Below are 23772 nucleotides of genomic sequence, written 5' to 3'. Positions count from 1 at the left end.
AAAAGTGATGAGATAGAGAACGGGAGGAAGATGGATGGAAGAACAGGGAATGCAAGAACAGCAACACTCGGAGTCGAATAAGCCGAAAGTCGGACCAAAAGGATTCAAGGATTTTGTTAGACTGATCACTTCCACAAATCCGCCAAAATTGATTCTGACCGTGGCTCTCATCTTGACGTTGATTCAAACGACGGCGGGTCTCATCGTTCCCTTGATGACCAAAGGACTCATTGACGGACTGACGACATCAGCTCTAAATAAATCGGTTATTTTTCTGTTGCTAGGGGCGTTTGTGATCCAAGCCATAGCTTCAGGAATTAGCATCTATATGTTGAATTACGCTGGGCAGCGTGTCGTGGCGACGCTTCGCACGAAGCTGTGGAACAAGGTACTGTCACTTCGCATGCCATATTTCGACCGCAATCGTACAGGGGATACGATGAGCCGCATCACCAATGATACCAGCCAAATTATGACGTTAATCGCAGATTATCTCGTGTCCTTTGTCTCCAACATCGTTGCGGTAATTGGCGGAGTAGCGCTACTCTTTTATCTGGATTGGGTAATGTCTCTCATTATTCTAAGCCTGGTGCCGCTGACCATGCTGATCTTGTTGCCTGTGGGCAGAAAAATGTACAAAATCTCCAAAAAACAGCAGGACGAGATGGCTGGACTGACGTCGGTGCTCAGTCAGGTGATTAGTGAAATTCGCTTGGTCAAGGCATATGGAACCGAGAAGCAGGAATCCGAGGCGGGAGATTCCCGCATTCGTAAAATGTTTGCTTTTGGATTACAGGAAGCACGTATTCTTGCTTTGATCGGGCCTTTGTTTACTTTTGTTATGACGGCTGTGCTCGTTGTTATTCTAGGTGTCGGGGGGATGCGGGTTGCTTCGGGGCTATTGTCGCCGGGGGAACTGGTTGCGTTCATTCTGCTACTGTTCCAGGTTATTATGCCTATGGGACAGTTCACAACGTTGTACTCACGTTTGCAAAAAGTCGTAGGAGCTACTGAACGAATTCAGGCGATTCTGGCGGACGAGGAAGAACCGGATCACAGCACAAAGCTTGCTCCGCAAGGCAATGAAACGATTGCGTTTCACGATGTACATTTCTCTTATGTTACAGGCGAAGAAGTGCTGCATGGCATTCATCTAACGGTGCCGACTCGCAAAGTAACAGCGATTGTGGGTCCGAGTGGAAGTGGTAAGTCTACGCTGTTCTCACTGCTGGAGCAGTTTTACTTGCCCGATTCGGGTCACATTTCGTATGGGGGAGAAGCGATAACAACGTATTCCCTCGCTTCCTGGCGTAGCAAAATTGGCTATGTATCACAAGAAAGTCCACTTATGGCAGGTACGATTAAAGACAATATCACGTATGGTCTCAATCGTGAAGTAACCATGGATGAGATCAGAAGAGCCGCGGAGATGGCCTATTCGGCTGACTTTATCGACAAACTGCCACAAGGCTTTGACACCGAAGTGGGCGAACGCGGAATGAAGTTATCCGGGGGCCAGCGTCAGCGGATCGCTATTGCCCGTGCGTTGCTGCGTAGCCCCGATATTCTGATGCTGGATGAAGCCACCTCCAGTCTGGACAGTACCTCCGAGTACGAAGTTCAACAGGCGTTATCCAATCTGATGGAGGGCAGAACCACCATTGTGATCGCACATCGATTGTCTACAGTTGTGGATTCCGATCAGATTGTGGTGTTGGAACATGGGCACGTGACCGGAACAGGAACTCACGCAGAATTGATCCATACGCATCCCGTATACCGGGAGCTTGCGCAAAAACAGTTTGTGGCCCAGGACGGAGATGGCAATGCAAGCAGCAATGGAGAAATACGAAACACATAGTAATGCTCGCTCGACAGAGGGATGAGGATCGAAGGACTCTGCTGAGAGCGATATCTGTGAAGGTATCGCTCAACAGAGTCCTTCTTTTTATGGTAAGGACTTCATGATTCGTTCTGCTCATATAGAAAATCGATATGGCTTTCAGTTGCCCTTTGTGATATATTGGATATCCTTTTGTATTGCGCGATCTACAGCGATGCAGAGCAAACAACTATTCTTAGGAGGTAACTGAAACATGTCAGACAGCTTTCAAAGTGCCTATCAAGAAGAAGAGTACAGGTTAGCGCGAACGATGGAAGAAGTGGACCGCCAGCTTGAACGGCTGCGGAACTTTCCGGTGTATACCGGTCACGATTTCACGGAACAAGTGCTGGAAGCCGGACGTGAAGAACGCCGGAATGCCTTGTCCAAGAGCGCGCAACAACCCTATTTCGGACGCTTGGATTTCGAAGAGCAGGGCAGTGGTGAACGGAAACCGCTGTATATTGGCAAAATCGGCGTAGACCGCGAAGAGATCGGTGAGCATCCGCTTGTGATCGATTGGCGCGCTCCTGTCGCGAGCCTGTTTTACTCTTTTACCGGAGGAGAAGCCTCTGCAACGTATGAAGCCCCTGAAGGGCTGATTGAAGGTTTGGTGTATTTGAAACGAAATGTCGTGATCCGTCAGCGCATACTGGAACGTGTGGCAGATACGTATAACCGGGACAGTGACCAGCCGGCCGTATCCGATGAATTCCTCGTGTACCGCCTTGGTGAAAACAAGGACAATAAGCTGCGGGACATCGTATCCACGATCCAGGCTGAGCAAGATCAGATCATTCGGGCGGCGAGAAACACCGCATTGATCATTCAGGGGGTCGCCGGATCAGGGAAAACCACAGTGGCCCTACATCGCCTTGCTTTTTTGCTGTACCAGTACAAGGAGCAGGTGTCGGCGGAGAAAATGGTTATTTTTGCACCCAACCATATGTTTCTGGATTACATCTCCGATGTATTGCCAGAGCTTGGTGTAGGGGATATTCAGCAGCAAACCTTTCCCGATTGGGCGATGAATCTGCTAGGGCTGGATATGCCGCTTGCAGATGCGTCAGAGACGTTGCAGACGTGGTTTGAAACCCCTGCTACTCGGCCTGAACTGAATGATGATGTCCCTGGACGTTACAAAGGCTCAATTCGTTTCATGGAACTGATTCGGGAGTGGTTGTCTGGGATGGAAGAAGCATCTGTGCCGGATGGTGATTTCAGTCCATGGGACGGTGCGGTGCTCAGTAAACAGGAAATCGATAGCTGGTTTGGGACGGAGTACAAACATTATCCGCTGGCCAAACGCAAAGAACGGGTCATGGCACGGGTTCACCGCTGGATCGAGATGGAATTGAAAAAGCCCATGCCAGAAACGGTACGTAAAGAACGTAAGAAAAAGGCAGCAACCCGGGAGAAATCCTATGCCAAAAAGTGGCCTGAGTACAATCCGCTGACGTTGTATAAACAACTGTTCAAGGCGGCAAAAGGCGGGTCTGTGCCTGCTGAGCTAAGTAGCTTGATACCCAAAGCGATCATGAAACAAACCGGTGCAGACCTGAAACAAGATGTCATTCGGGAAGAGGATCTTCCGGCACTGGTTTATATCCATACGCTGGTGCATGACATTGAAGGAGCGGAGCGTTTTGACCACGTTGTCATTGACGAAGCCCAGGATTTCTCGCCATTTCATGTTGCGCTGCTGGATCAGTTTGTGAAAGGACATTCTTTTACTATTCTGGGAGACTTGTCTCAAGGCATTCATGAGTACCGTGGTGTTCATGCTTGGGAAGAGATGAGTTCACTGTTTCCAGAGGAACAGAATGCGTATTTTGCCTTAACCCGAAGCTATCGTTCCACGATGGAAATTATTGATTATGCCAATACCATCCTGGAGCAGGGTGTGAAGAGTGGGATTACGGCGATTCCCGTGTTCCGGAGCGGTGATCCGGTGCGTACGCTTGCATACGGGAGTGAAGGAAGGACGCGGAGTTTAGAGCGGGCGCTGAAGATGCTTACCTCGAAAGATTATCGTACGGTGTCCATCCTCACGCGAACATTGCATGAAGCCGAAGAACTCCATCGCGAGCTTCAGAAGGCGGGCTGGGATTTGAACCTGATCGATGGCGGCAAAAAGCAGTACAGCGGCGGACATTCCATTTTGCCAGTGTATCTGTCCAAAGGGCTTGAATTCGATGCGGCTATCGTCGCTGACGTTGATCAGCAGCACTATTTGCCTGGCGCCGGTGATGCGAAGCTACTCTATGTCGGCTGTACACGGGCTCTGCATGAATTGTGGTTATTCCACGACGGTAGCATGCCGGCGTATGCCGCAGCAACGCATAATCCCGAAGGTGAACAGGTTACGATTCAAGGCTGGCCTGATGAGACTGTTTTATAGATAAATAGATCACATAGTACTAAGCTATATAGATATAAAGGCATGACGCAGGTTAACCCTGACGCATGCCTTTTTTGTATAGGAAGATGAAGGTAGGTTTCTTATAGGGAGGTTACAGTGGGAGATACGTCTTGTTTTTTCTTAGCTGAACGGCGGTTCACTAGATAGATGCCCACCCCGATGAGTACGCCTCCAGCCCCGACAAACCATTGAACCTCCTCACCTAACAAAACCCAGCTTGAAAGCACACCGAAGAACGGTGCGAGAAACAGGTAACTGCTGGTCTGGGCGGGATCACTGTGCTGTAATAGATAAAACCAGAGGGAAAACTGCAGGATGGAACAAATCAGCGTTAGATATAACAACGATATGATGGAAACTGTAGTTACTGTAAAATGAGGCTGCTCCGTCCATAAACTTAGCAAAAGTAATGCTACACCTCCGGCAAGCATCTGATAAGCCGTGAGCACGAACGTATCATATCCATTACCCCAGCGCTTAATCAGGAGTGTGGATACGGCAAATGAAATTGCTCCGCCAAAACCGATCCAGGTTCCGGGGGTGAAGCTCATATGCCATCCAAAGGTAAACAAAATGCCGACAAACCCAACAATTACGCCAATCCACTGGCTTAATCGATATCTCAGGTTATATAGTAGCGCACTTAGAACAATGACGATTAATGGATTCGTAAAGGTAATAATGGCCGATTCACCAGATGAAATCCAGTTCATGCTGTAATAGGCGCAGCCCATCACCCCGGCGGATTGGAACAAGCCGATGAGCACGATTCTACCCCAAGCTCGCCATCCCCTCGGTAAGCGTTGCTTACGCAGGGCCAGGGCCATCAAACCACCAGCAAGGATGTACCGCAAGCCCATCAATAGAAACGGTGGTGCGTAACTGAGTCCTATTTTACCTACAGGAAAAGAAGTCCCCATAATGAGCGTTGTCACGATAATCAATATGATGTATTTGACTGGGTTTAAGGAAGTGGGTACGCGTTCCGCCCTAGCTGGATTATGAATTGTTGCGCTCATAATGTCTGTCCTCCATCGACAGTAATAAGTTGTCCTGTCATGGACCGCTGTTCAAGAGCAGCGCAGACCATGTGGGCGATGTCCTCCGGCTGAGCGATTTGCTGTAGTAACAATTGTCCCCCGAGTTGGTGCATTCGTTCCTCATTGCCAGCCCACCAACGTGTGGAGACAGCTCCGGGAATGATGGCATTCACCCGAATGTGTGGTGAGAGTGCATGAGCCAGAGATAGGGTGAGGCCATGGACTGCGGCTTTGGATACAGCATAGGGAAGAGAAGAACCCGAACCAGTGCTGCCAGCAATACTACCCATATTAACAATGGCACCTCCACCGGCCTGCTTCATTCCTTCTGTTACGGCACGAGCACAATAAAACATACCTTTCACATTCACATCCATCAATTCATTCCAGATATCATCTGTGACGGCTTCCAGATTGCTGAGGGCAATATGATGGGTCATGCCCGCATTGTTTACAAGGTCAGTTATGGGGCCATAGATTTCGGTTACTTTTGTGACCATTTGGCGAACCTCTTTATCATTTGCAATATTCCCCTGAATGGAAAATGCTTGCCCGCCTTGATTGAGGATATGCTGAACGGTTTCTTCTGCGGCCTGCTGTGATCGGGAATAGCTCAATGCGACCCGTGCACCGCGTTCAGCTAGCAAGGTACTGACCGCCCGGCCTATACCTGTTCCTCCGCCTGTAATGAAAACCACTCTATTGGTCCAGTATGTCATTTCGAACACTCCTTCTTTGCTTTCAACCATCTCAATGACGAATGAAATTCAATTGAATATGTCATCATTGTAGTACGGTCAGGCAAGAGAGTATAATGATTACAAATGAACTGGATATCATTTTGAGTGATGTCAGAGTGGAGGCATGATGGAGAGCGGAGATCTTCGAATATTTCAATGTGTAGCCCAGGTAGGAAATCTGACCAGAGCTGCAGCCAAGCTGGGATACGTTCAATCCAACGTCACGGCACGCATCAGGCACTTGGAAGCGGAGGTAGGCACACCATTATTTATCCGTCACAATCGGGGAATGACGTTGTCTCCAGCGGGACAAACGCTACTAACTTACGCTGATAAAATCATTGGTCTGTTGAACGATGCATCCAAAGCGCTCCAGGCCACCAATACACCCTCTGGCCCTTTGCAAATTGGTTCCATACAGACGGCCGCTGCGGTAAGGTTACCGCGTCTTCTCGCATCGTATTACAGCCAGTACCCGGACGTGTCACTAGGGCTGGCTACAGGTCATTCACAAATGCTCATTGATCAGGTTATCGGATACGAATTGGAAGGCGCGTTTATTGGCTGTTCTTGCGACCATCCTGATATTAAATCCTTGGATGTGTTTGATGAGGAACTTTTTGTTATCTCGTCTCCAAGTCTGCAAGAGGAGGAATTGGTTCGAAAGCCGATATTGGTTTACAGCATGGGGTGCTCTTACCGTAAAATTTTGGAGGACTGGATGCTTCTGAGCGGTATTCATCGACCGGTAATTATTGAATTCGGGACGCTGGAGGCCATTGTCAGTGGTGTAACCTCCGGAATGGGCATTTCCTTACTACCTGAAATCGTCATACGGCAGCAAGTTCAAAACGGTTTGTTATGTAAACATGCTCTTCCTGCCGGAATGAACCGTATGATGACAAGGTTTATTACCCGCAAGGATGCGTTTGTCAGCAGTGCCCTTGGCGCATTTATGGCAATGCTACCGCAGGGATGTGATATGATAGGAAGTGGAGATTCATTGGTTGAGAACAGTTCGGAAAAAGCACTCTTACATGGCAAGTGATGCTTGAGATGCGCACTATGATTGGCAACCCTTTAAGGAAGTGATAAACCCATGGATTTATTTTCGTTTCAACAGGATACACAACCACAGGCCAGATTGTTAGCAGACCGTATGCGGCCTCAGCATCTGGATGAATATATTGGACAGGAACAGATCATCGGCCCTGGAAAACTTCTACGCCGGGCCATTGAGGCGGATCAGATCTCATCCATTCTACTGTACGGCCCGCCAGGATGTGGCAAGACCACGCTTGCTCACATCATCTCACAGCACACTCAAGGACAATTCGTGCGACTGAATGCCGTGGATGCCTCTGTGAAGGATGTACGCGAAGTAATTGAGCAAGCGCAGACGAATAAACAACTGTATGGAACCAAAACGATTCTTTTCCTCGATGAGGTACATCGTTTTAACAGTTCACGCCAGGATGCATTGCTACCAGCGGTGGAGAAGGGCACCATCATTTTTATCGGGGCAACGACAGAGAACCCCTTCCATTATGTAAACGGAGCCTTGATGAGTCGTTCCACCCTGTTTCAACTGGAATCCTTAAATAAGGAGCATTCCCTGATTGCGATGCGCAGAGCGCTAAGTGATGCGGATAAAGGCCTTGGGTTTATGGATCTGAAAGCTGAGGATGAAGCGCTGGCGCATATTGCCACGATGGCGAATGGTGATATTCGCCGTGCCCTCAATGCTCTTGAGCTTGCCGCGCTAACGACACCGCCTGAGCAGGATGGATCAGTTCACATCACACTGGCTGTTGCGGAAGAATCGATCCGTCGTCCCATTGTCAAGGCAGATGAGTCTACACAGTATGACGTATTATCCGCTTTTCACAAAAGCATTCGTGGTTCGAGCGATGCGGCACTATTCTGGTTTTTGTACGCGGTGGAGAAGCTCGGTATGGACCCTATGACGTTTATCCGACGCCTGATTGCAGCAAGCAGTGAAGACATTGGACTGGCGAATCCACAGGCGATGACTCAGGCAATTGGAGCACTTGATGCGTACCGAAATAACGGCTGGCCGGAGGCCAAGCTAAATATTGCGCAAGCCATTTTGTTTGCAGTGGAAAGTCCGAAGTCCAATGCGGTATATACTGCGATATCCAAAGCGATGAGTGCCATTGATGAGGTGAAGTCGGCCGAAGTGCCGATGCATTTGAGGGATACCCATTACTCTGGTGCCGCGAAGCTGGGACATGAAGGATACCAGTATCCTCATAACTACCCTGGACATTACGTAAAACAGGAGTATCTGCCTAAACAGCTGTCTCGAAGAGTATTTTACGAGGCGACAGAGCAGGGGAATGAGTCGAAGATCAGGCTGAATCAACAGCGGCGCAGGGAGCTGTAAGGATGAAAGAGTTAGCATATATCGGGGCCGGAGGGTTTCTGGGCACGTTAACCAGGTACACCATTCAACTGATGCTCCCCTCGGCTAATACAGGTTTTCCATGGGCAGTGCTGTTGATCAATGCGATTGGCAGCCTGTTTTTGGGCTTTTTTTTTACCATGGCTATTCCGGAAAAAATAACACCTCAGCTCCGCCTTGCCATCGGCACAGGGTTTACTGGAGCTTTCACGACCTTTTCCACATTTACACTGGATATCGTTCGTTTATCGGAGAGCGGCGAATGGATCAAAGCCGCGGTTTATCTCCTTTTAAGTGTAGTGGCAGGACTGGTGCTCTGCGCCCTTGGTATCAAGCTGGGCAACCGAATGTTAAGTACCTCCCCCAAAGAGGGTGATGCCTAATGATGATCTGGATTGGACTAGCAGGTGTGTTAGGCGCACTACTCCGTTATAGTCTGGGAAAGGTTGTCTCCGGCAAACTTGGCACGGCTTTTCCTTGGGGAACGTGGGTAATTAATATCAGTGGCTCTGTTATTCTAGGAATGTTATATGGCGGGCATCAGACGGGAACTGTACCAGACGAGATGTGGGTAGTATGGGGAACCGGCTTCTGCGGAGCGTACACCACCTTTTCTACCTTTGGGTATGAAACATTAACGTTGATGGGACAGAAAAGACAAGCCAAAGCGGTTATGTACGTGGTAAGTTCTGTCGTGGTGGGGGTGCTAGGTTGTCTGGCAGGAGTCTGGCTCACTGCATAAATTAAATATTTAAATTTTTTTGCAAAAAAAAGCAGGAAAAAAGCCATCCTTCATGGTATTACATGAAAGACGGCTTTTTTTGTAGGAATACATGGAATTGACTCGCTCATGCTGTGCATAATGATAACAGTCAATCCGTCATGGATGTCCGGCATGTTATTGCATGGCCGGTACGGGTACTTTCTGCACCTGATCAATCGTACCACCGCCGAGGCAAACCTCTCCGTCGTAGAAAACAACGGCTTGTCCTGGCGTGATCGCTTTTTGCTGTTGATCAAACTGTACATCCACACTACCGTCCTCCTGCCAGGTCAATGTAACGCCCTGATCCGGTTGACGATAACGGAATTTTGCTGTGCAGCGGTACGGCACATTAGGAGTGCGGTCTGCACCTGCAATCCAGTTTACGCCTGTAGCCGTCAGACCTGTGGAGTACAAGCTAACATGAGCGTCGCCCTGCACCACAAGCAATTGATTTTTCTCCAGGTTTTTATCTGCAACAAACCAAGGCTCGCCGTTGCCGGAACCGCCAATGCCAAGTCCTTGACGTTGACCGAGCGTGTAGTACATGAGACCGTCGTGACGGCCTTTAACTTCACCAGTTACGATATCAACCATGTCTCCGCCTTTGGCTGGCAGATAGTTGCTCAGGAACTCCTTGAAGTTGCGTTCGCCGATAAAGCATACACCTGTGCTATCTTTTTTCTTGGCTGTGTAGAGACCGGCAGCTTCAGCAATTTTGCGTACCTCCGGTTTAGGCAGGTGACCAATCGGGAACATGGCTTTGGATAGTTGCTTTTGATTAAGAGCATTCAGGAAGTAAGTCTGATCTTTGTTGTTGTCCACACCGCGCAACAATTTGAACGTGCCGTCCTCTTCAATGAGGCGCGCATAATGGCCAGTAGCTACATAATCTGCGCCGAGATCCAGCGCTTTGTTCAGGAACTCACCGAATTTGATCTCACGGTTACACATGACATCCGGGTTCGGCGTACGACCCGACTTATATTCATCAAGGAAATAGGTAAATACTTTATCAAAGTATTCTTTCTCGAAGTTGACAGTGTAGTACGGAATGCCGATCTGTTCGCACACCCGGCGCACATCCTCTGAATCTTCTTCAGCGGTGCAATGGCCGAACTCGTCCGTATCATCCCAGTTTTTCATGAAAATGCCGATGACATCGTAACCTTGCTCTTTCAGAAGCAATGCGGTAACCGATGAATCCACACCTCCGGACATGCCAACGACGACCCGTGTATTTTCATTTGCTTTGGACATCGTTATCACCATTTCTATATATAAATGTGTTTCGTTACTATTCTAGCATAACCCGACCGAACTTACGATACACCCGGCCAATTTTGGATAGTGTCCACTCCAGGCGCACATTTTGCAATATCGTCAATCTTTCTTTTCCATAACGTATGCAGATATGTTAACATTACTTGAGGGTTATGATCGGAATACGGAGGATTAGAAGGTCGAGGCCTATTTTCCCTGAGGTTCGTGTGGCGAAATCACGGAATTAACGGTCATGAACCACATAGAGAAACAGCTTGAAGCAATAGAGCTTGAGAACAGTAAACACATACGTTCCATCCTTGTTTTTCTGAAAATTGAAAGAGGTGACTCCTTTGAAAATATCGACAAAAGGCCGTTACGGCCTCACTATTATGATGGAGCTGGCCGCAAGAACCGGCGAAGGTCCAACATCCTTGAAGAGCATTGCCGAGCGCAACCAGCTCTCGGAACATTATCTGGAGCAACTGATTGCGCCACTGCGTAATGCTGGCCTAGTTAAGAGTATCCGCGGCGCATATGGCGGTTACATTCTGGCGGGTGATGCTGCAACCGTGACCGCAGGGGATGTCATTCGTGTACTGGAGGGACCAATTTCACCAGTAGACTTTACGGAAGAAGATGACCCGGCAAAGCGTGATTTGTGGTTGCGCATCCGTGATAGCATTGCAAATGTACTGGATTCGACGACATTGAAAGATCTGATTACGTTTGAGGATCAGGAGAAGAAAGATTCCTACATGTTCTATATTTAGGCCAGGATATGAGTGATCATCCAGACGACACACTAAAGCCCCCAAATAAATGGGGGCTTTAGCCGTGACAACAGAGATAAAGGCATTTTACGTGATAAATCCGATGTATAAATGGCCTTGTTAATTGAATTGGAGCGTAAAACCCTGAGTGAGATGAACATATGTAAATACGTACTATGTTAAGACAAGGGAATCGCTCGCTCATTCGGAATTAGATTAATGTTTAACCGCCAGGCAAAGCATTCCACTAACGGCTTTGAAGTGACTCTATATCTGCTTCAAGGCGTTTAGTAATATCGAGCGTTTCCAGAACAGCTTGCTGGAGCAGTGGAATATTTTTGGTCTGTTCTTCAATGACATTGAGTCTCTTGTCGAAAGAATCGAGCCGTTCATCCATATGATCTAAGCGTTTATCAACCTGATCAAAACGTTTATCTACTTGATCTAAGCGTTTATCCACAGTATCAAACCGTTTGTCCATCTGTTGTAGCTGATTCAGGATTTGACCAAGAATTGCATCACTCATGCTCTTTTCTCTCCGTTCAAAGTTTTATTTTTACATTATACACGAAGATGCGACATGTTCGCATTTGATTAATTTGTCAATCGGGCTTTTCTATATGAGACTAAGAAGTGCAATGACTTCATACAATCCAACACCAACGGGGTGATATCGATGAATCGTATATATTTAGATCACGCCGCATCGACACCTATGCATCCACGCGTTGCAGAAGCGATGATGAACGTGATGACAGGGCAATATGGTAATCCATCCAGCATTCATGCCTTTGGGCGTGAAGCCAAACGCACGGTCAGTGGAGCAAGAGACAGTATCGCGGCATCTTTGGGATGTAAACCGGACGAGCTTGTATTTACAGGTGGCGGGACAGAGAGCGACAATCTGGCGATTTTCGGGGCGGTTGCTGCCAGAGCGGATAAAGGCAAACATGTGATTACGACGGAGATTGAACATCATGCTGTACTTCATTCATGTCAAGAGCTTGAGCGGCAGGGTTACGATGTGACCTATCTGTCTGTGGACAAATCTGGGTGCATCAAGCTGGAGGAACTGCGTGAAGCCATCAGGCCTGAAACTGTGCTGATCACAATGATGTATGCCAACAACGAAGTAGGCACGATTCAGCCGATTCGTGAGGTTGGTGAACTCGCGCGTCAGCATGATATTTTATTTCATACAGATGCGGTTCAAGCACTGGGTAGCCAGCCCATTTCCTGCAGAGACTTGCCTGTAGATCTGATCAGCTTCTCTGCGCACAAGATTAACGGACCCCAGGGTGTGGGTGCGCTGTATGTCAGACGTGGTGTAACATTGGAAGCCAGATCACATGGTGGATTACAGGAACGACAACGTCGTGCAGGAACAGAGAACATGGCGGGGATCGCAGGCTTTGCCGAGGCGCTCAAGATCATTACCGAGAATGCGGAAGAGCATCTGCAGCATGCGCTGGAATTAAAAAAAATCCTGCTGGATCAGCTTGCCATTCATGTTGGGGCAGAACATTTTCATGTCAACGGACATCCCGAGTACACGCTCCCCAATATCCTCAATATCAGCTTTCCCGAGGTATCTACCGAAACGATGCTGATGAACCTGGATATGGAGGGCATCGCTGTAGCCAGTGGTTCAGCTTGTACTTCTGGTTCCCTGGAAGTATCCCACGTACTCAAAGCGATGAACTTGCCAGAAGCATTTTTGCAGTCTGCGATTCGATTTAGCTGGGGTTTGGGTAATACTACAAAAGAAATCATCACAACCGCCGAAAAAATTGGAACCATTCTTCAACGGCTACGTAATAGACCTTAAGGGGCTCTTTACACATGGAACAGAAGGAGGGGAGAAGTTCCATTTTCATCGGTTGGATAGAAGCGGTTTGATGATCGGCGTCTGATTGCCACTCATCAACTTTGGGCATACCTAGCAATAGCGCCGCGCCTATACAATGTGAAGAAGATGAGGGGGACCCAGCGATGAAGCTTCAGGAAATGATCGGACTTGCCGTTTTTGATGTTGAGGATGGGAAGCAGGTCGGTAAAATCCAGGATTTCATTGTGAATGATGATTGGGAGATTGAAGGCATTGAACTTGAGAATAAAGGCCTGTTTACCAATCATGTCAAAATGGTGCAATGGGAAGATATCGTTGCCTATGGCGAAGACGCCGTCATGATCCGTAATCAACAGGCTGTCCGCAAGACGGGGGCCGACGACATAAAATACACATACCTCCTTGGTCGTTCTAAATTAAAGGAGATGTCCGTGCTCACCGAAGAAGGTTTGCTGCTCGGACGTGTCTCCGATGTTTATTTTGACCAGGAGTTGGGAAATACAATAATAGGGATTGAAATTACGGACGGTTTTGTGTCCGACCTAATCGAGGGCCGTAAATGGCTGCCATGTACAAGTGATATGTCTATCGGGGAAAGTGCCATTATGGTACCGCCGCTGAGTGAACAGCGCTTGGAAAATGCCATTCATTCTGTTAATGGATAGGTGAATGAATATGAAATGTCCAAATTGTAGTTCGAAAGATATCGGAAAAATTGGCTCCCATCAGTTTTATTGCTGGGGATGCTTTATTGAGTTAACGGTAAACGGTGAGAAAATGTCTGTGTATCAGGTGGAAGAGGACGGCACGTTAAGCTCTCTGGATGATCTGTTCTTCGGAGAAGAGTTGCCACAAGACTTCCCACAAATTCACGCTTCTTCTTAATACGCGGTTTAACTTCCTCTATATGCGGTTTCATGACAATACATGTCATTTAATGATGTCGCAATCTGGCGACAGATGGATATAGATGTAGTTACATAGTGGTCAGGAAGCATATGGTTGATTATATGAGGCAATGACTCATAAAATTCGCTTTCCTCTTTTTTAGAGGGGAGCGTTTTTTTATTATTCAAGCTTAATATAGAATACCAATTTCAGAACACCGAACATATTCTTGCTCCCTTCCTCTTTCTCATTTACCACATCTGCACGGAGTTAATAAAAAATCCCTCTCCTACATATACTGACTTTCAGAGCCAGTCCATATACTGAACTGTAGAGGCAGTCCAAAGGGGAGAATCGAAATGGAGCAACTAACCAAAAATAAAATGTTTCGTTACGCGATCTGGCTCTTGCTCGGATTGATCATTTTATATTTTATCTGGCTGTTACGGCCGTTATTATTACATATCTATGGATTTTTGAAAACGGTACTGGCCCCATTCATCGTTGCACTGATCATATCTTATGTACTTAACCCGATAGTAAGCATGCTTGGCGGGCGCAAAGTTCCGCGTTCCATTGCGGTTTTGTTAATCTATGCTTTTTTTCTGACCTGTATCGGAGTCATCTTAATGAATGTTATTCCTGTCCTGATTGAACAATTGGAAGAGTTAAATGAACATATGCCGGAACTATCGATGCGGGCGCAAAGCCTGATGAACAGTATGGATCACAAATTAATGCCGCCAAGCATACGCACAGGCATGAACAGCTGGTTTTTTCAGATGGAAGACCGGCTTACGCAAGGGATCACCGTGCTGATGGACAATATCGGAGCAACGATCAATGTGCTGTTTAACGTATTCATCGTGCCGTTTCTGATTTTTTATATGTTAAAGGATTTTGATGTATTTGAACGCACGGTAGTGGCTTATCTACCTCGTTCTCGCCGTAAAGCCATTGTTTCCGTGATGAAAGAGATCGACACCGCACTTGGGAACTATATCCGGGGACAATTTATCGTCTGTGTGATCGTGGGTATCTTCGCATACATCGGATATATCGTGATCGATATGCCTTATGCTCTGCTTCTGGCAAGTATTGTGGCGGTATTCAACATTGTGCCGTATCTGGGGCCTTTTTTGGGGGCGGCACCTGCAGTGGTGATGGCTTCAACGGTTTCTTTCAAAATGGTACTTCTGGTCATCGCGGTGAATACACTCTGCCAAGTGCTGGAGAGCAATGTGGTTTCCCCGCAGGTGGTTGGACGAACGCTGCATTTGCACCCTCTTTCGATTATATTTGCGCTTCTGGTCGGGGGAGAGCTGGCGGGGATTGTCGGTCTTATTCTAGCAGTACCGGTCTTTGCCGTGTTGAAGGTCATCGTGCAACACTTCTTCGCCTATTACATCAAGCGGAGAACCGAGTAATCAAATAGGCAGAGTGCGACAGGAAATTATCTGGAATCGCCTCAGAAGGCGCGTTGACACTGGGTAACTCTATCGATATAATGAGGGTGTATGTTTACTAAATTAAAATCGATGATGAAATGAAGTATGCCGAGGGTTCCTTTCCTCAGAGAATAGACTTCTTCGAATTCAGACACGTGCTGAGTTCGCTGGCTGGGAGAGTCTTGAAAGTTGAAGCGGCAGAAAGCTGATTTCGGAGTGCAGGACAACCCTGCCGGGCGCGACCGTTACTCGCATGAACGAGGCGATTGTTCGTTTATCCTTCCAATGACGGGAGATGAACCCTTTCAATAAGGGGAGATGAACAATAACCAGGGTGGTACCGCGATAACATCGTCCCTGATCATTCAGGGGCGTTTTTTGTGTTTATTTTTACACATGCGTTACCAAAAAAATGTACAAAACAATCTGTTAACCAACCGGGGCGATCTCGCTGCGGAACTTATAATTTGATGGGGGCAACCAGTATGAAAGCTAGTGAAATCCGATCCAAATGGATCCAGTTTTTTGCAAGTAAAGGCCACAAAATTGAACCAAGCGCGTCGCTTGTACCACACAATGATCCTTCCCTGTTGTGGATTAACGCAGGTATGGCACCGCTGAAACCTTACTTTGACGGACGGGAGAAGCCGGAGAACCCACGTCTGGCAAACTCGCAAAAATGTATCCGTACCAACGATATCGAGAATGTCGGCAAAACGCGCCGTCACCATACGTTCTTTGAAATGCTTGGTAACTTCTCCATCGGTGATTACTTCAAGGAAGAAACGGTGACTTGGGCTTGGGAATTTCTAACGAGCAAAGAGTGGATCGGATTTGATCCGGATCGCCTGTCCGTTACCGTATACCCGGAAGATGAAGAAGCCTTCAAGCTATGGAATGAAAAAATCGGACTGCCGGCTGAACGCATCATCAAGTTAGACGAAAATTTCTGGGATATCGGCGAAGGCCCATGTGGACCTTGTACTGAAATCTTCTATGACCGTGGGGAAGCTTACGGTAACGATATGAACGATCCTGAAATGTATCCAGGTGGAGAGAACGAGCGTTATCTGGAAGTGTGGAACCTTGTATTCTCGCAATTCAACCATAACAAAGACGGTAGCTACACGCCTCTTCCGAACAAAAACATTGATACAGGTGCGGGGCTGGAGCGTTTTGCATCCATTCTGCAAAATGTAGATTCCAACTTTGACACGGATCTGTTCCAACCGATGATTCAGAAAACGGCTGCACTGGCAGGCGTTAAATATAATGACAGCGTTGAGATTGATGTTGCGCTCAAAGTCATTGCCGATCATATCCGTACCGTGGCATTTGCTGTAGGTGATGGCGTACTGCCAAGCAATGAAGGCCGCGGATATGTCATTCGCCGTTTGTTGCGCCGTGCCGTTCGTTACGGTAAAGTATTGGGCCTGGATCGTCCGTTCCTGTATGAGCTGACAACGACTGTTGGTGAAGTGATGGGCATGTACTATCCTGAAGTGGTAGAGAAGCAAGAATTTATTGCCAAAGTGATCAAAACCGAGGAAGAACGTTTCCACGAAACGTTGTCAGACGGACTTTCCATTCTGGCAGATATCAGTGCTGCAGCCAAATCCGAAGGACGTACAGTGATTAGCGGACCAGAAGCATTCAAACTATACGATACGTACGGATTCCCGTTTGACCTGACTGAGGATTATGCGTCGGAACATGGTCTGACCGTAGATCGTGATGGCTTCGATGCATCCATGCAAGAGCAACGTGATCGTGCGCGTGCAGGGCGTCAAGAGAACGAAAGCATGAAGATTCAAGGTGGACCGCTGGCTGACCTGGAGGTTAAAAGCGAGTTTGTTGGATATACTGACCTTTTGACGGAAGCAAAAGTGGTAGCCATTGTTACCGGAGATGCTCTTGCAGACTCTGTAGGAGAAGGACAGACTGCTCAGGTTATTCTGGATCAAACGCCATTTTATGCAGAAAGTGGCGGTCAAGTCAGTGACCAAGGCGTGCTTCGTAGTGCAAGTGCTGTAGCAACTGTTCAAGGTCTGTTTAAGGCTCCGCAAGGACAGCACGTGCATGTGGTGACGATTAAGTCCGGTGAGCTTCGTGTGGGCGATGTCATTCAAGCAGAAGTGGACGCAACCAAACGCGGCGATATCATTAAAAACCATACAGCAACACACTTGCTCCACAAAGCATTGAAAGATGTGCTCGGTACGCATGTTAATCAGGCTGGTTCCCTGGTGGAACCACAGCGTCTACGTTTTGACTTCTCTCACTTCGGCAGTATTACTCCGGAAGAGTTGACTGAAATTGAACGTCAAGTGAATGAGCAGATCTGGAATCGTCTGAACGTAAACATTGAGCTGAAAGGCATCGATGAAGCGAAGGAAATGGGAGCTATGGCTCTTTTCGGCGAAAAATATGGAGATATTGTGCGCGTCGTGCAAATTGGAGATTACAGTTTGGAACTTTGTGGCGGCTGTCACGTAAATAATACTTCAGAGATTGGAATTTTCAAACTGGTCAGCGAAAGTGGAATCGGCTCCGGTGTACGCCGGATTGAAGCTGTGACAGGCCGCGGTGCATATTTGTATGTGGAAAGCCAGTTGGAACTGCTCAAACAGTCCGCAAACCTTCTTAAAGCGAATGTAGCGGATGTTCCGAAGCGTATCGAAGGTCTGAATCAGCAACTGAAAGAAGCTGCGAGAGAGACTGAATCGCTGCAAAGCAAACTCAGTGCGATGGAAGCAGGTCAGTTGACGGATCAAGTGGTAGAAGCAGGTAATACCCAATTGCTGGCCGCTCGTGTAGATGCACCGAATATGGATGCACTTCGTACCGTTGCGGATGAGCTGAAAGTAAAACTGCCAGATGCCGTTCTCGTACTCGGTGCGCCGGCGGATGGCAAAGTGAATTTTGTAGTCGCAGTACCTGCCGAGCAGGTGAAACAAGGTCTGCATGCCGGTAAGATTGTGAAGGAAGTTGCTGCAGTATGCGGCGGCGGCGGCGGCGGACGTCCGGATATGGCTCAGGCCGGAGGCAAGGACGCAAGTAAGCTGGATGAAGCATTGAAACTGGCGATTTCCATCGTCAGCCAGTAAAGGACAAGCAAAAAACACAATTGCCTTATCCTTTGTGTACTTGTGGCAGTCAGAATATGTTATTATATAAACAGAAATCAATTCGGCAGGACATGGTCCCCATGTTCATGCAGGAGCGAGGTGTCATCAATGGACTCCATGGATAAGACGGTTAAATTTAATGTGAAAGGTGACGAACAGGAGGCATCTTCGCAAGAGATTCTTCTCACGGTATATGACGCGCTGGTCGATAAAGAGTATAATCCCATTAACCAGATCGTTGGATATCTGATATCCGGCGACCCCGCGTATATTCCGCGTCACAACAACGCACGCAGTCTGGTCCGGAAAAAGGAGCGCGACGAGCTGATTGAAGAGCTTGTTCGATCTTATCTGGCCAATCACCGGTAATATACGCCACTTCCGTTTGTCTGCAGCCGTGCAGGCAAACGGATAATGAACCGACAGAAGACAGACTGAAGTCTAAGCTGACGATTGTATATCGTTCTGAACAGACTCAGGATGGGAGAGCATGATGAAAAAATTAGGTTTGGACTATGGGGACCGCAGAATCGGAGTTGCTGTCAGTGACGCCTTCGGTTGGACTGCCCAGGGATTGGAAGTGCTTGAACGCCGCCGGGATGAAGGCGAGTTCACACGAATTGCTGAATTAGTGCGTGAGCATGAGATCAGCGAAATTGTGGTTGGGCTCCCCAAAAACATGAACGGCACCGTAGGACCACGTGGTGAACTATGCATTGCGTTTGCTGAACGCCTGCGGGGCGAACTGAATTTACCTGTTCACCTTTGGGATGAACGGCTGACAACGATGGCAGCAGAACGTACGCTGATCGAAGCGGATGTCAGTCGCAAAAAACGCAAACAGGTCGTGGACAAAATGGCCGCTAGCCTGATTTTGCAAAATTATTTGGATGCCAATAGTACAAGGTGAGGGGGATCAACAATGGCTGAAGATCAACTGGGTATGGAAGAAGAAGCTGAGATCATTTACATTGCAGATGATGAGGGTAACGAAGAGGAATTCGAAGTCATCATGAAATTCGAAGTGGACGGTTCGGAGGCCAAGTATATGATGGTTGCTCCGGTTGAACCTGAAGATGGCGAGACGGATGTGTATGCATTCCGTTATGAAGAAGATGGCGATGATATCAAACTTTTTGTGATCCAAGATGATGCCGAGTGGGATATCGTCGAGGAGACCTTTAATACATTTCTTGCTGAAGATGAAGAGGAAGCGAACTAAATGACGGAATATAATCGCAAGGACCTGAAATGGACAGATTCGCTGCGTCTGGCATTCGGTGCTCATGTGGAGCTCGAGGAAGAGAACGGTAAATCACATCCGTATGAACTGCTCGCTGAATTTGAGGTACATGGGCAGCAGTACGCGGTGCTCCGCAGTTCATTGCGTCCGTATGACGAGGTTGAACTGCTAAGGGTTGTACCTGGTAGCGAAGACCAGATCATGCCGGAGTTAGTTACGATTGATGATGACGATGAGTGGGAGAGTATTTCAGAGCTTTATGATGAATGTACACTCCCGATTGACGAGGATTAACCAGCTTCAAATTGAAAAAACCGGAAGGGCGGAGAAGTCCGCTCTTTTTGGTTGTGTAAAGGAGTTGTATCTCTGTTGAAAGGCAAAGTCATAGGCATCTTGCTACTCGTACTGCTCATTCTGGCAGGAGGAGCTGGCGGTTATGTATGGAACATGATGCGTCCAGTGGAAGCTTCTTCCGAACCAGTTGTATTTGAAATCAAGAGCGGTTCGGGCATATCCGCAATTGCGGATCAGTTGCAGCAGGAAGGACTTATTCGAAACAGTCTGGTCTTCAAAGGTTATCTGAAGTGGAAGAAACTGGGGAGTAATTTTATGGCGGGAAAATATGCCATGAATCCGGGTGTAACTTACGATGAGATCATTCACAAACTGAGCAGCGGCGAGGTTGTCCCTGAGGAGATGGTGAAGTTTACGATCCCGGAAGGCTACACCGTATTGCAGATGGCGGACAAGCTTTCGGCTGAGGGCATTGTGGATAAGAAGGAGTTCCTTAAGCTGGCGAATGATCCTTCAGCCTTCAATGTGGATATCATCAAAAGTATCCCGGTGGATGAAGAATTGAGATATGTGCTGGAAGGTTATCTCTTCCCGGAAACCTACGAAATGAAAAAAGGCAGCAGTACTCATGATGTGATGCAACGAATGCTGGAAGAGTTTCAGACGAAAGTGAATTCTATTCCAGATTTGCAAGCGAAGCTTGATGAAAAGAAACTTTCGTTGCATGAACTTCTGACGATTGCATCGCTGGTGGAACGGGAAGTTGTCGTAGATCAGGAACGTGCATTGGTGGCGGGTGTAATCTATAATCGGATCAAAGACGATATGAAGCTGGAGATTGATGCAACGGTACAGTATTTGCTTGATAAACCGAAGGCAAGGTTATTGTTCAAGGATTTAAAGGTACAAAGCCCGTATAATACGTATTTGAACAAAGGTTTGCCACCAGGCCCGATTGCTAGTCCGAGTCTTGCGTCGATTAAGGCAGCGTTGAATCCGGAAGCTTCGGAGTATCTGTTTTATGTGACGAAAAAGGATGGAACTTCAGGGCATCTGTTTGCCAAGACATACAAGGAACATCAGCTAAATATAGCCAAAAGTAAGGCTGCGCAATAAGCGGAGGGGATTAGATGAGTACAAAACATGAACTGCTCGTGACAGCAGCAAATGTAACAGAAGCAGAAGCATTGCTTCAAGCCGGAGCGGACGCTTTGTTGATTGGAGATGATCGCTTTGGCATGCGTCTGCCAGGCAGTTTTAGCCTGGAAGAGACTGCAGAAGTGGTGGCTACGGCTACCAAACACGAAGCTCGGGTTATTGTTTCTATGAACAACTTGATGTCGAATGAATTATTAAAAGAATTGCCCGACTATGTGCAAGCGTTGGGCCGAATTGGCGTGCATGCGGTCGAGTTCAATGATCCATCTGTACTGGCTGCGATCAAAGAACATGCACCGCATATTCATTTGCATTGGAACGCAGAGATGACGTCGACAAACTACGCAACGGCCAATTATTGGGGAACCAAAGGTGCGAGTCGCGTTGTCCTTGCCCGTGAGTTGAACATGGACGAAATCACGGAGATGGTTCCATTTTTAAAAGTGGAGGCACAGGTGCAGGTTCATGGCATGACCAATATTTATCACTCCAAGCGAAGCCTGGTTCAGAGTTACATGGCTCATCAAGGACGTCCAGTGGAGGGGCATCTCGGCAAGGAACGCGGATTGTTCCTGATTGAAGCCGAGCGACGGGATGAGAAGTTTCCGATTTATGAGGACATCAATGGAACGCATATTATGAGTTCAGAGGACATCTGCATTCTGGAAGATCTTCATCTGATGATGGAAGCAGGTGTGCACAGCTTCAAGGTAGAGGGGATACTGAAGTCTCTTGCTTACAACGAAGCAGTTGTTCGTGCTTATCGTAAGGCGATAGATCTGTATGAAGCAGACGCGGAGGCGTATGCATACGACGAAGAATGGTTACGTGAGGTTCGCGAGCTGCAGGACCCTGAGCGGGAATTGTCATTTGGATTTTTCTATAAAGAACAAGTGTATTAATAGACGAGGTGAACAAGATGGAAACAGTGGCGGTCAAGCGGAAGTTTTCCGGTAAACGTAACCGTCTGGATAAACCGGAGCTCTTAGCTCCGGCGGGAAATCTGGAAAAATTAAAATTTGCGATTCACTATGGGGCTGACGCCGTATATATCGGTGGACAGGCTTATGGGCTACGTTCGAACGCGGATAACTTCAGTTTTGAAGAAATGCGTGAAGGTGTGGAATTCGCGAAAAAGTATGGAGCTAAAGTATTCGTAGCAACCAATATCTACGCCCATAACGAAGATGTAGCAGGCATTGAAGCATACTTGCAGAACCTGTATGATGCAGGCATTTCGGCAGTTATTGTTGCCGATCCGGCCATTATTGAAGTGGCTTTGCGAGCGGTACCGGGTCTGGAGGTGCACCTTAGCACACAGCAGTCCACATTGAACTGGCAAGCCGTGAAGTTCTGGAAGGACGAAGGGCTGCCGCGGATTGTGCTTGGCCGTGAGACAAGCTTTGAAGAGATTGAAGAGATCAAGGCAAATGTCGATATCGAGATTGAGGCTTTCATTCACGGAGCAATGTGTTCTTCCTATTCGGGCCGTTGTGTATTGTCTAACCACTTTACAGACCGGGACTCCAACCGCGGAGGCTGCTGTCAGTCTTGCCGCTGGAAATATGATCTGTTCGAGGATGCGAGAGAAGATACGGTCTGGGTAAGCGAAGAGGAAATGCAGATGAAGGCTCCTGCACCGTTTAAACTGGGAGATAATCAGTTGCCGCTTTTCCAGGAACAGGATAATTCCTTCTCCATGGGTTCGAAAGATTTGTGCATGATCGGTCATATCCCGGAATTGATTGATGTGGGTGTGGACAGCTTCAAAATTGAAGGACGGATGAAGTCGATTCACTACGTTGCGACTGTTGTTAACGTATATCGTCAGGCCATTGATGCTTACATGGCTGATCCAGAAAATTATGTGTTGAAACCGGAGTGGGTGGAAGAAATGAATAAAGCGGCGAATCGTCCGCTGAATACCGGTTTCTTCTACGACACCCCTGATCATGAAGATCATATCTATGAGCCGGAAGAGAAAGCAGTGCCTTACGACTTTGCTGGTCTGGTTATGGGTTATGATGAAGAAACAGGCATGGCGACCATTCAGCAACGGAATCACTTTAAGCCGGGAAATGAAATTGAGTTCTTCGGTCCCAATGGTACTTTTTTCAAACAAGTGGTAGGAGAAATTCAGGATGAACAAGGCAATGTTCTCGATGCTGCCAGACATCCGTTGCAACTGGTGAAAATGAAAGTAGATCAGCCAGTTTCTTATTTTGACATGATGCGGAAAAAGAAGTAGGCTTATATTCCTAGTTTGTAACAAAATAATGTTAACAAATCACAAATTTGTGTTATAAAGTACAGAAATAGACCTCCGTATATCGGTATATGGGGGTCTTTTTTTTATAGAAAAATAGGAAAAAAGTTGTAATATATTTCTGAGGAATTGGAGGGAAAGCAGGAAAGATGTCGAATACTACATATTTATAGGGGAGAGATTGAAAAAT

Annotated in this window: 24 protein-coding genes; 20 read left to right on the top strand and 4 right to left on the bottom strand. The window is 47.5% G+C overall.

Features of this window, described 5'->3' with window-relative positions:
- The first annotated feature begins 34 nt into the window (after positions 1-34).
- The gene (locus Q9R46_RS24115) at positions 35-1861 is read left to right on the top strand and encodes an ABC transporter ATP-binding protein (protein WP_311282090.1); all 1827 of its coding nucleotides are present in this window, start codon (positions 35-37) and stop codon (positions 1859-1861) included.
- A 235-nt stretch (positions 1862-2096) separates the two neighbouring features.
- Positions 2097-4283, top strand: a complete 2187-nt coding sequence (locus tag Q9R46_RS24110) for a HelD family protein (protein ID WP_311282089.1) — start codon at positions 2097-2099, stop codon at positions 4281-4283.
- 101 nt (positions 4284-4384) lie between these two features.
- Here Q9R46_RS24110 and Q9R46_RS24105 read toward each other — a convergent pair whose 3' ends face one another.
- Together Q9R46_RS24105 and Q9R46_RS24100 are read right to left on the bottom strand one after the other, a co-directional pair.
- Positions 4385-5323: a DMT family transporter gene (locus Q9R46_RS24105; RefSeq protein WP_311282088.1), complete on the bottom strand. Its 939-nt coding sequence runs from the start codon at positions 5321-5323 to the stop codon at positions 4385-4387.
- The gene (locus Q9R46_RS24100) at positions 5320-6063 is read right to left on the bottom strand and encodes an SDR family NAD(P)-dependent oxidoreductase (protein WP_311282087.1); all 744 of its coding nucleotides are present in this window, start codon (positions 6061-6063) and stop codon (positions 5320-5322) included. The genes Q9R46_RS24105 and Q9R46_RS24100 overlap by 4 nt, the downstream gene beginning before the upstream one ends.
- A gap of 148 nt (positions 6064-6211) precedes the next feature.
- Here Q9R46_RS24100 and Q9R46_RS24095 point away from each other — a divergent pair, with 148 nt between their 5' ends.
- Genes Q9R46_RS24095 through crcB (Q9R46_RS24080) form a run of 4 tightly spaced genes read left to right on the top strand, consistent with a single transcriptional unit; the run spans position 6212 to position 9251 of the window.
- Positions 6212-7132 (top strand): LysR family transcriptional regulator, encoded by a 921-nt coding sequence (locus Q9R46_RS24095; protein ID WP_311282107.1) that lies wholly within the window; start codon positions 6212-6214, stop codon positions 7130-7132.
- A gap of 51 nt (positions 7133-7183) precedes the next feature.
- Complete coding sequence (locus Q9R46_RS24090; protein WP_311282086.1) at positions 7184-8491, top strand: replication-associated recombination protein A; 1308 nt, start codon at positions 7184-7186, stop codon at positions 8489-8491.
- 2 nt (positions 8492-8493) lie between these two features.
- Complete coding sequence (gene crcB, locus Q9R46_RS24085; RefSeq protein ID WP_311282085.1) at positions 8494-8892, top strand: fluoride efflux transporter CrcB; 399 nt, start codon at positions 8494-8496, stop codon at positions 8890-8892.
- Positions 8892-9251 carry a fluoride efflux transporter CrcB gene (gene crcB / locus Q9R46_RS24080; protein ID WP_311282084.1) on the top strand — a complete coding sequence of 120 codons (360 nt, stop codon included), beginning with the start codon at positions 8892-8894 and terminating at the stop codon, positions 9249-9251. Before crcB (Q9R46_RS24085) ends, crcB (Q9R46_RS24080) begins: the two co-directional genes overlap by 1 nt.
- A gap of 156 nt (positions 9252-9407) precedes the next feature.
- On the opposite strand, the gene mnmA is transcribed toward crcB (Q9R46_RS24080), so the two are convergent.
- Positions 9408-10532, bottom strand: coding sequence for a tRNA 2-thiouridine(34) synthase MnmA (gene mnmA / locus Q9R46_RS24075; protein ID WP_311282083.1), 1125 nt, complete (start codon positions 10530-10532; stop codon positions 9408-9410).
- Positions 10533-10888: 356 nt separating this feature from the next.
- On the opposite strand from mnmA, the gene cymR reads away from it, so the two are divergent.
- Complete coding sequence (cymR, locus tag Q9R46_RS24070; RefSeq protein ID WP_145332667.1) at positions 10889-11308, top strand: cysteine metabolism transcriptional regulator CymR; 420 nt, start codon at positions 10889-10891, stop codon at positions 11306-11308.
- A gap of 247 nt (positions 11309-11555) precedes the next feature.
- Here the strand turns inward: cymR and Q9R46_RS24065 are convergent, their stop codons facing one another.
- On the bottom strand, positions 11556-11834 hold the full coding sequence (locus tag Q9R46_RS24065; protein WP_311282082.1) for a hypothetical protein: 279 nt from the start codon (positions 11832-11834) through the stop codon (positions 11556-11558).
- Between the two features lie 150 nt (positions 11835-11984).
- On the opposite strand from Q9R46_RS24065, the gene Q9R46_RS24060 reads away from it, so the two are divergent.
- The 13 genes from Q9R46_RS24060 (at position 11985) to Q9R46_RS24000 (ending at position 23564) form a co-directional block, all read left to right on the top strand.
- Positions 11985-13136: a cysteine desulfurase family protein gene (locus tag Q9R46_RS24060; protein ID WP_311282081.1), complete on the top strand. Its 1152-nt coding sequence runs from the start codon at positions 11985-11987 to the stop codon at positions 13134-13136.
- A 164-nt stretch (positions 13137-13300) separates the two neighbouring features.
- A complete protein-coding gene (locus tag Q9R46_RS24055; protein ID WP_090915545.1) occupies positions 13301-13822 on the top strand; it encodes a PRC-barrel domain-containing protein in 522 nt (173 codons plus the stop codon).
- A gap of 10 nt (positions 13823-13832) precedes the next feature.
- Positions 13833-14042 carry a hypothetical protein gene (locus Q9R46_RS24050; protein ID WP_311282080.1) on the top strand — a complete coding sequence of 70 codons (210 nt, stop codon included), beginning with the start codon at positions 13833-13835 and terminating at the stop codon, positions 14040-14042.
- 362 nt (positions 14043-14404) lie between these two features.
- Positions 14405-15472 carry an AI-2E family transporter gene (locus Q9R46_RS24045; protein WP_145332664.1) on the top strand — a complete coding sequence of 356 codons (1068 nt, stop codon included), beginning with the start codon at positions 14405-14407 and terminating at the stop codon, positions 15470-15472.
- Positions 15473-15682: 210 nt separating this feature from the next.
- Complete coding sequence (locus Q9R46_RS24040; protein WP_311282079.1) at positions 15683-15805, top strand: hypothetical protein; 123 nt, start codon at positions 15683-15685, stop codon at positions 15803-15805.
- Positions 15806-15978: 173 nt separating this feature from the next.
- Complete coding sequence (gene alaS, locus Q9R46_RS24035) at positions 15979-18600, top strand: alanine--tRNA ligase (protein WP_311282078.1); 2622 nt, start codon at positions 15979-15981, stop codon at positions 18598-18600.
- 129 nt (positions 18601-18729) lie between these two features.
- The gene (locus Q9R46_RS24030; RefSeq protein ID WP_090915537.1) at positions 18730-18990 is read left to right on the top strand and encodes an IreB family regulatory phosphoprotein; all 261 of its coding nucleotides are present in this window, start codon (positions 18730-18732) and stop codon (positions 18988-18990) included.
- Between the two features lie 124 nt (positions 18991-19114).
- Entirely contained in the window at positions 19115-19531 is a 417-nt protein-coding gene (gene ruvX, locus Q9R46_RS24025; protein ID WP_184186045.1) for a Holliday junction resolvase RuvX, read from the top strand.
- Positions 19532-19543: 12 nt separating this feature from the next.
- Positions 19544-19843, top strand: coding sequence for a DUF1292 domain-containing protein (locus Q9R46_RS24020; protein WP_090915532.1), 300 nt, complete (start codon positions 19544-19546; stop codon positions 19841-19843).
- Positions 19844-20158 (top strand): DUF1292 domain-containing protein, encoded by a 315-nt coding sequence (locus tag Q9R46_RS24015; RefSeq protein ID WP_090915530.1) that lies wholly within the window; start codon positions 19844-19846, stop codon positions 20156-20158.
- A 75-nt stretch (positions 20159-20233) separates the two neighbouring features.
- The gene (gene mltG / locus Q9R46_RS24010; RefSeq protein ID WP_311282077.1) at positions 20234-21274 is read left to right on the top strand and encodes an endolytic transglycosylase MltG; all 1041 of its coding nucleotides are present in this window, start codon (positions 20234-20236) and stop codon (positions 21272-21274) included.
- 14 nt (positions 21275-21288) lie between these two features.
- Positions 21289-22218 carry a peptidase U32 family protein gene (locus Q9R46_RS24005; RefSeq protein ID WP_311282076.1) on the top strand — a complete coding sequence of 310 codons (930 nt, stop codon included), beginning with the start codon at positions 21289-21291 and terminating at the stop codon, positions 22216-22218.
- A 17-nt stretch (positions 22219-22235) separates the two neighbouring features.
- Positions 22236-23564: a peptidase U32 family protein gene (locus tag Q9R46_RS24000; RefSeq protein WP_311282075.1), complete on the top strand. Its 1329-nt coding sequence runs from the start codon at positions 22236-22238 to the stop codon at positions 23562-23564.
- Positions 23565-23772 lie beyond the last annotated feature (208 nt).

The organism is Paenibacillus sp. RRE4, assembly GCF_031844205.1.
Lineage (GTDB): Bacteria > Bacillota > Bacilli > Paenibacillales > Paenibacillaceae > Paenibacillus > Paenibacillus xylanexedens_B.
The sequence above is the reverse complement of the archived record's forward strand: the minus strand, read 5'-3'. Positions and strand labels throughout refer to the sequence as shown.

What these genes read in the sequence shown, in the direction of transcription:
- Q9R46_RS24115 (WP_311282090.1), top strand. Translation starts at nt 35, where the DNA reads ATGGAAGAACAGGGAATGCAAGAACAGCAACACTCGGAGTCGAATAAG.
- Q9R46_RS24110 (WP_311282089.1), top strand. Translation starts at nt 2,097, where the DNA reads ATGTCAGACAGCTTTCAAAGTGCCTATCAAGAAGAAGAGTACAGGTTA.
- Q9R46_RS24105 (WP_311282088.1), bottom strand. Translation starts at nt 5,323, where the DNA reads ATGAGCGCAACAATTCATAATCCAGCTAGGGCGGAACGCGTACCCACT.
- Q9R46_RS24100 (WP_311282087.1), bottom strand. Translation starts at nt 6,063, where the DNA reads ATGACATACTGGACCAATAGAGTGGTTTTCATTACAGGCGGAGGAACA.
- Q9R46_RS24095 (WP_311282107.1), top strand. Translation starts at nt 6,212, where the DNA reads ATGGAGAGCGGAGATCTTCGAATATTTCAATGTGTAGCCCAGGTAGGA.
- Q9R46_RS24090 (WP_311282086.1), top strand. Translation starts at nt 7,184, where the DNA reads ATGGATTTATTTTCGTTTCAACAGGATACACAACCACAGGCCAGATTG.
- crcB (WP_311282085.1), top strand. Translation starts at nt 8,494, where the DNA reads ATGAAAGAGTTAGCATATATCGGGGCCGGAGGGTTTCTGGGCACGTTA.
- crcB (WP_311282084.1), top strand. Translation starts at nt 8,892, where the DNA reads ATGATGATCTGGATTGGACTAGCAGGTGTGTTAGGCGCACTACTCCGT.
- mnmA (WP_311282083.1), bottom strand. Translation starts at nt 10,532, where the DNA reads ATGTCCAAAGCAAATGAAAATACACGGGTCGTCGTTGGCATGTCCGGA.
- Q9R46_RS24065 (WP_311282082.1), bottom strand. Translation starts at nt 11,834, where the DNA reads ATGAGTGATGCAATTCTTGGTCAAATCCTGAATCAGCTACAACAGATG.
- Q9R46_RS24060 (WP_311282081.1), top strand. Translation starts at nt 11,985, where the DNA reads ATGAATCGTATATATTTAGATCACGCCGCATCGACACCTATGCATCCA.
- Q9R46_RS24055 (WP_090915545.1), top strand. Translation starts at nt 13,301, where the DNA reads ATGAAGCTTCAGGAAATGATCGGACTTGCCGTTTTTGATGTTGAGGAT.
- Q9R46_RS24050 (WP_311282080.1), top strand. Translation starts at nt 13,833, where the DNA reads ATGAAATGTCCAAATTGTAGTTCGAAAGATATCGGAAAAATTGGCTCC.
- Q9R46_RS24045 (WP_145332664.1), top strand. Translation starts at nt 14,405, where the DNA reads ATGGAGCAACTAACCAAAAATAAAATGTTTCGTTACGCGATCTGGCTC.
- alaS (WP_311282078.1), top strand. Translation starts at nt 15,979, where the DNA reads ATGAAAGCTAGTGAAATCCGATCCAAATGGATCCAGTTTTTTGCAAGT.
- Q9R46_RS24030 (WP_090915537.1), top strand. Translation starts at nt 18,730, where the DNA reads ATGGACTCCATGGATAAGACGGTTAAATTTAATGTGAAAGGTGACGAA.
- ruvX (WP_184186045.1), top strand. Translation starts at nt 19,115, where the DNA reads ATGAAAAAATTAGGTTTGGACTATGGGGACCGCAGAATCGGAGTTGCT.
- Q9R46_RS24020 (WP_090915532.1), top strand. Translation starts at nt 19,544, where the DNA reads ATGGCTGAAGATCAACTGGGTATGGAAGAAGAAGCTGAGATCATTTAC.
- Q9R46_RS24015 (WP_090915530.1), top strand. Translation starts at nt 19,844, where the DNA reads ATGACGGAATATAATCGCAAGGACCTGAAATGGACAGATTCGCTGCGT.
- Q9R46_RS24005 (WP_311282076.1), top strand. Translation starts at nt 21,289, where the DNA reads ATGAGTACAAAACATGAACTGCTCGTGACAGCAGCAAATGTAACAGAA.
- Q9R46_RS24000 (WP_311282075.1), top strand. Translation starts at nt 22,236, where the DNA reads ATGGAAACAGTGGCGGTCAAGCGGAAGTTTTCCGGTAAACGTAACCGT.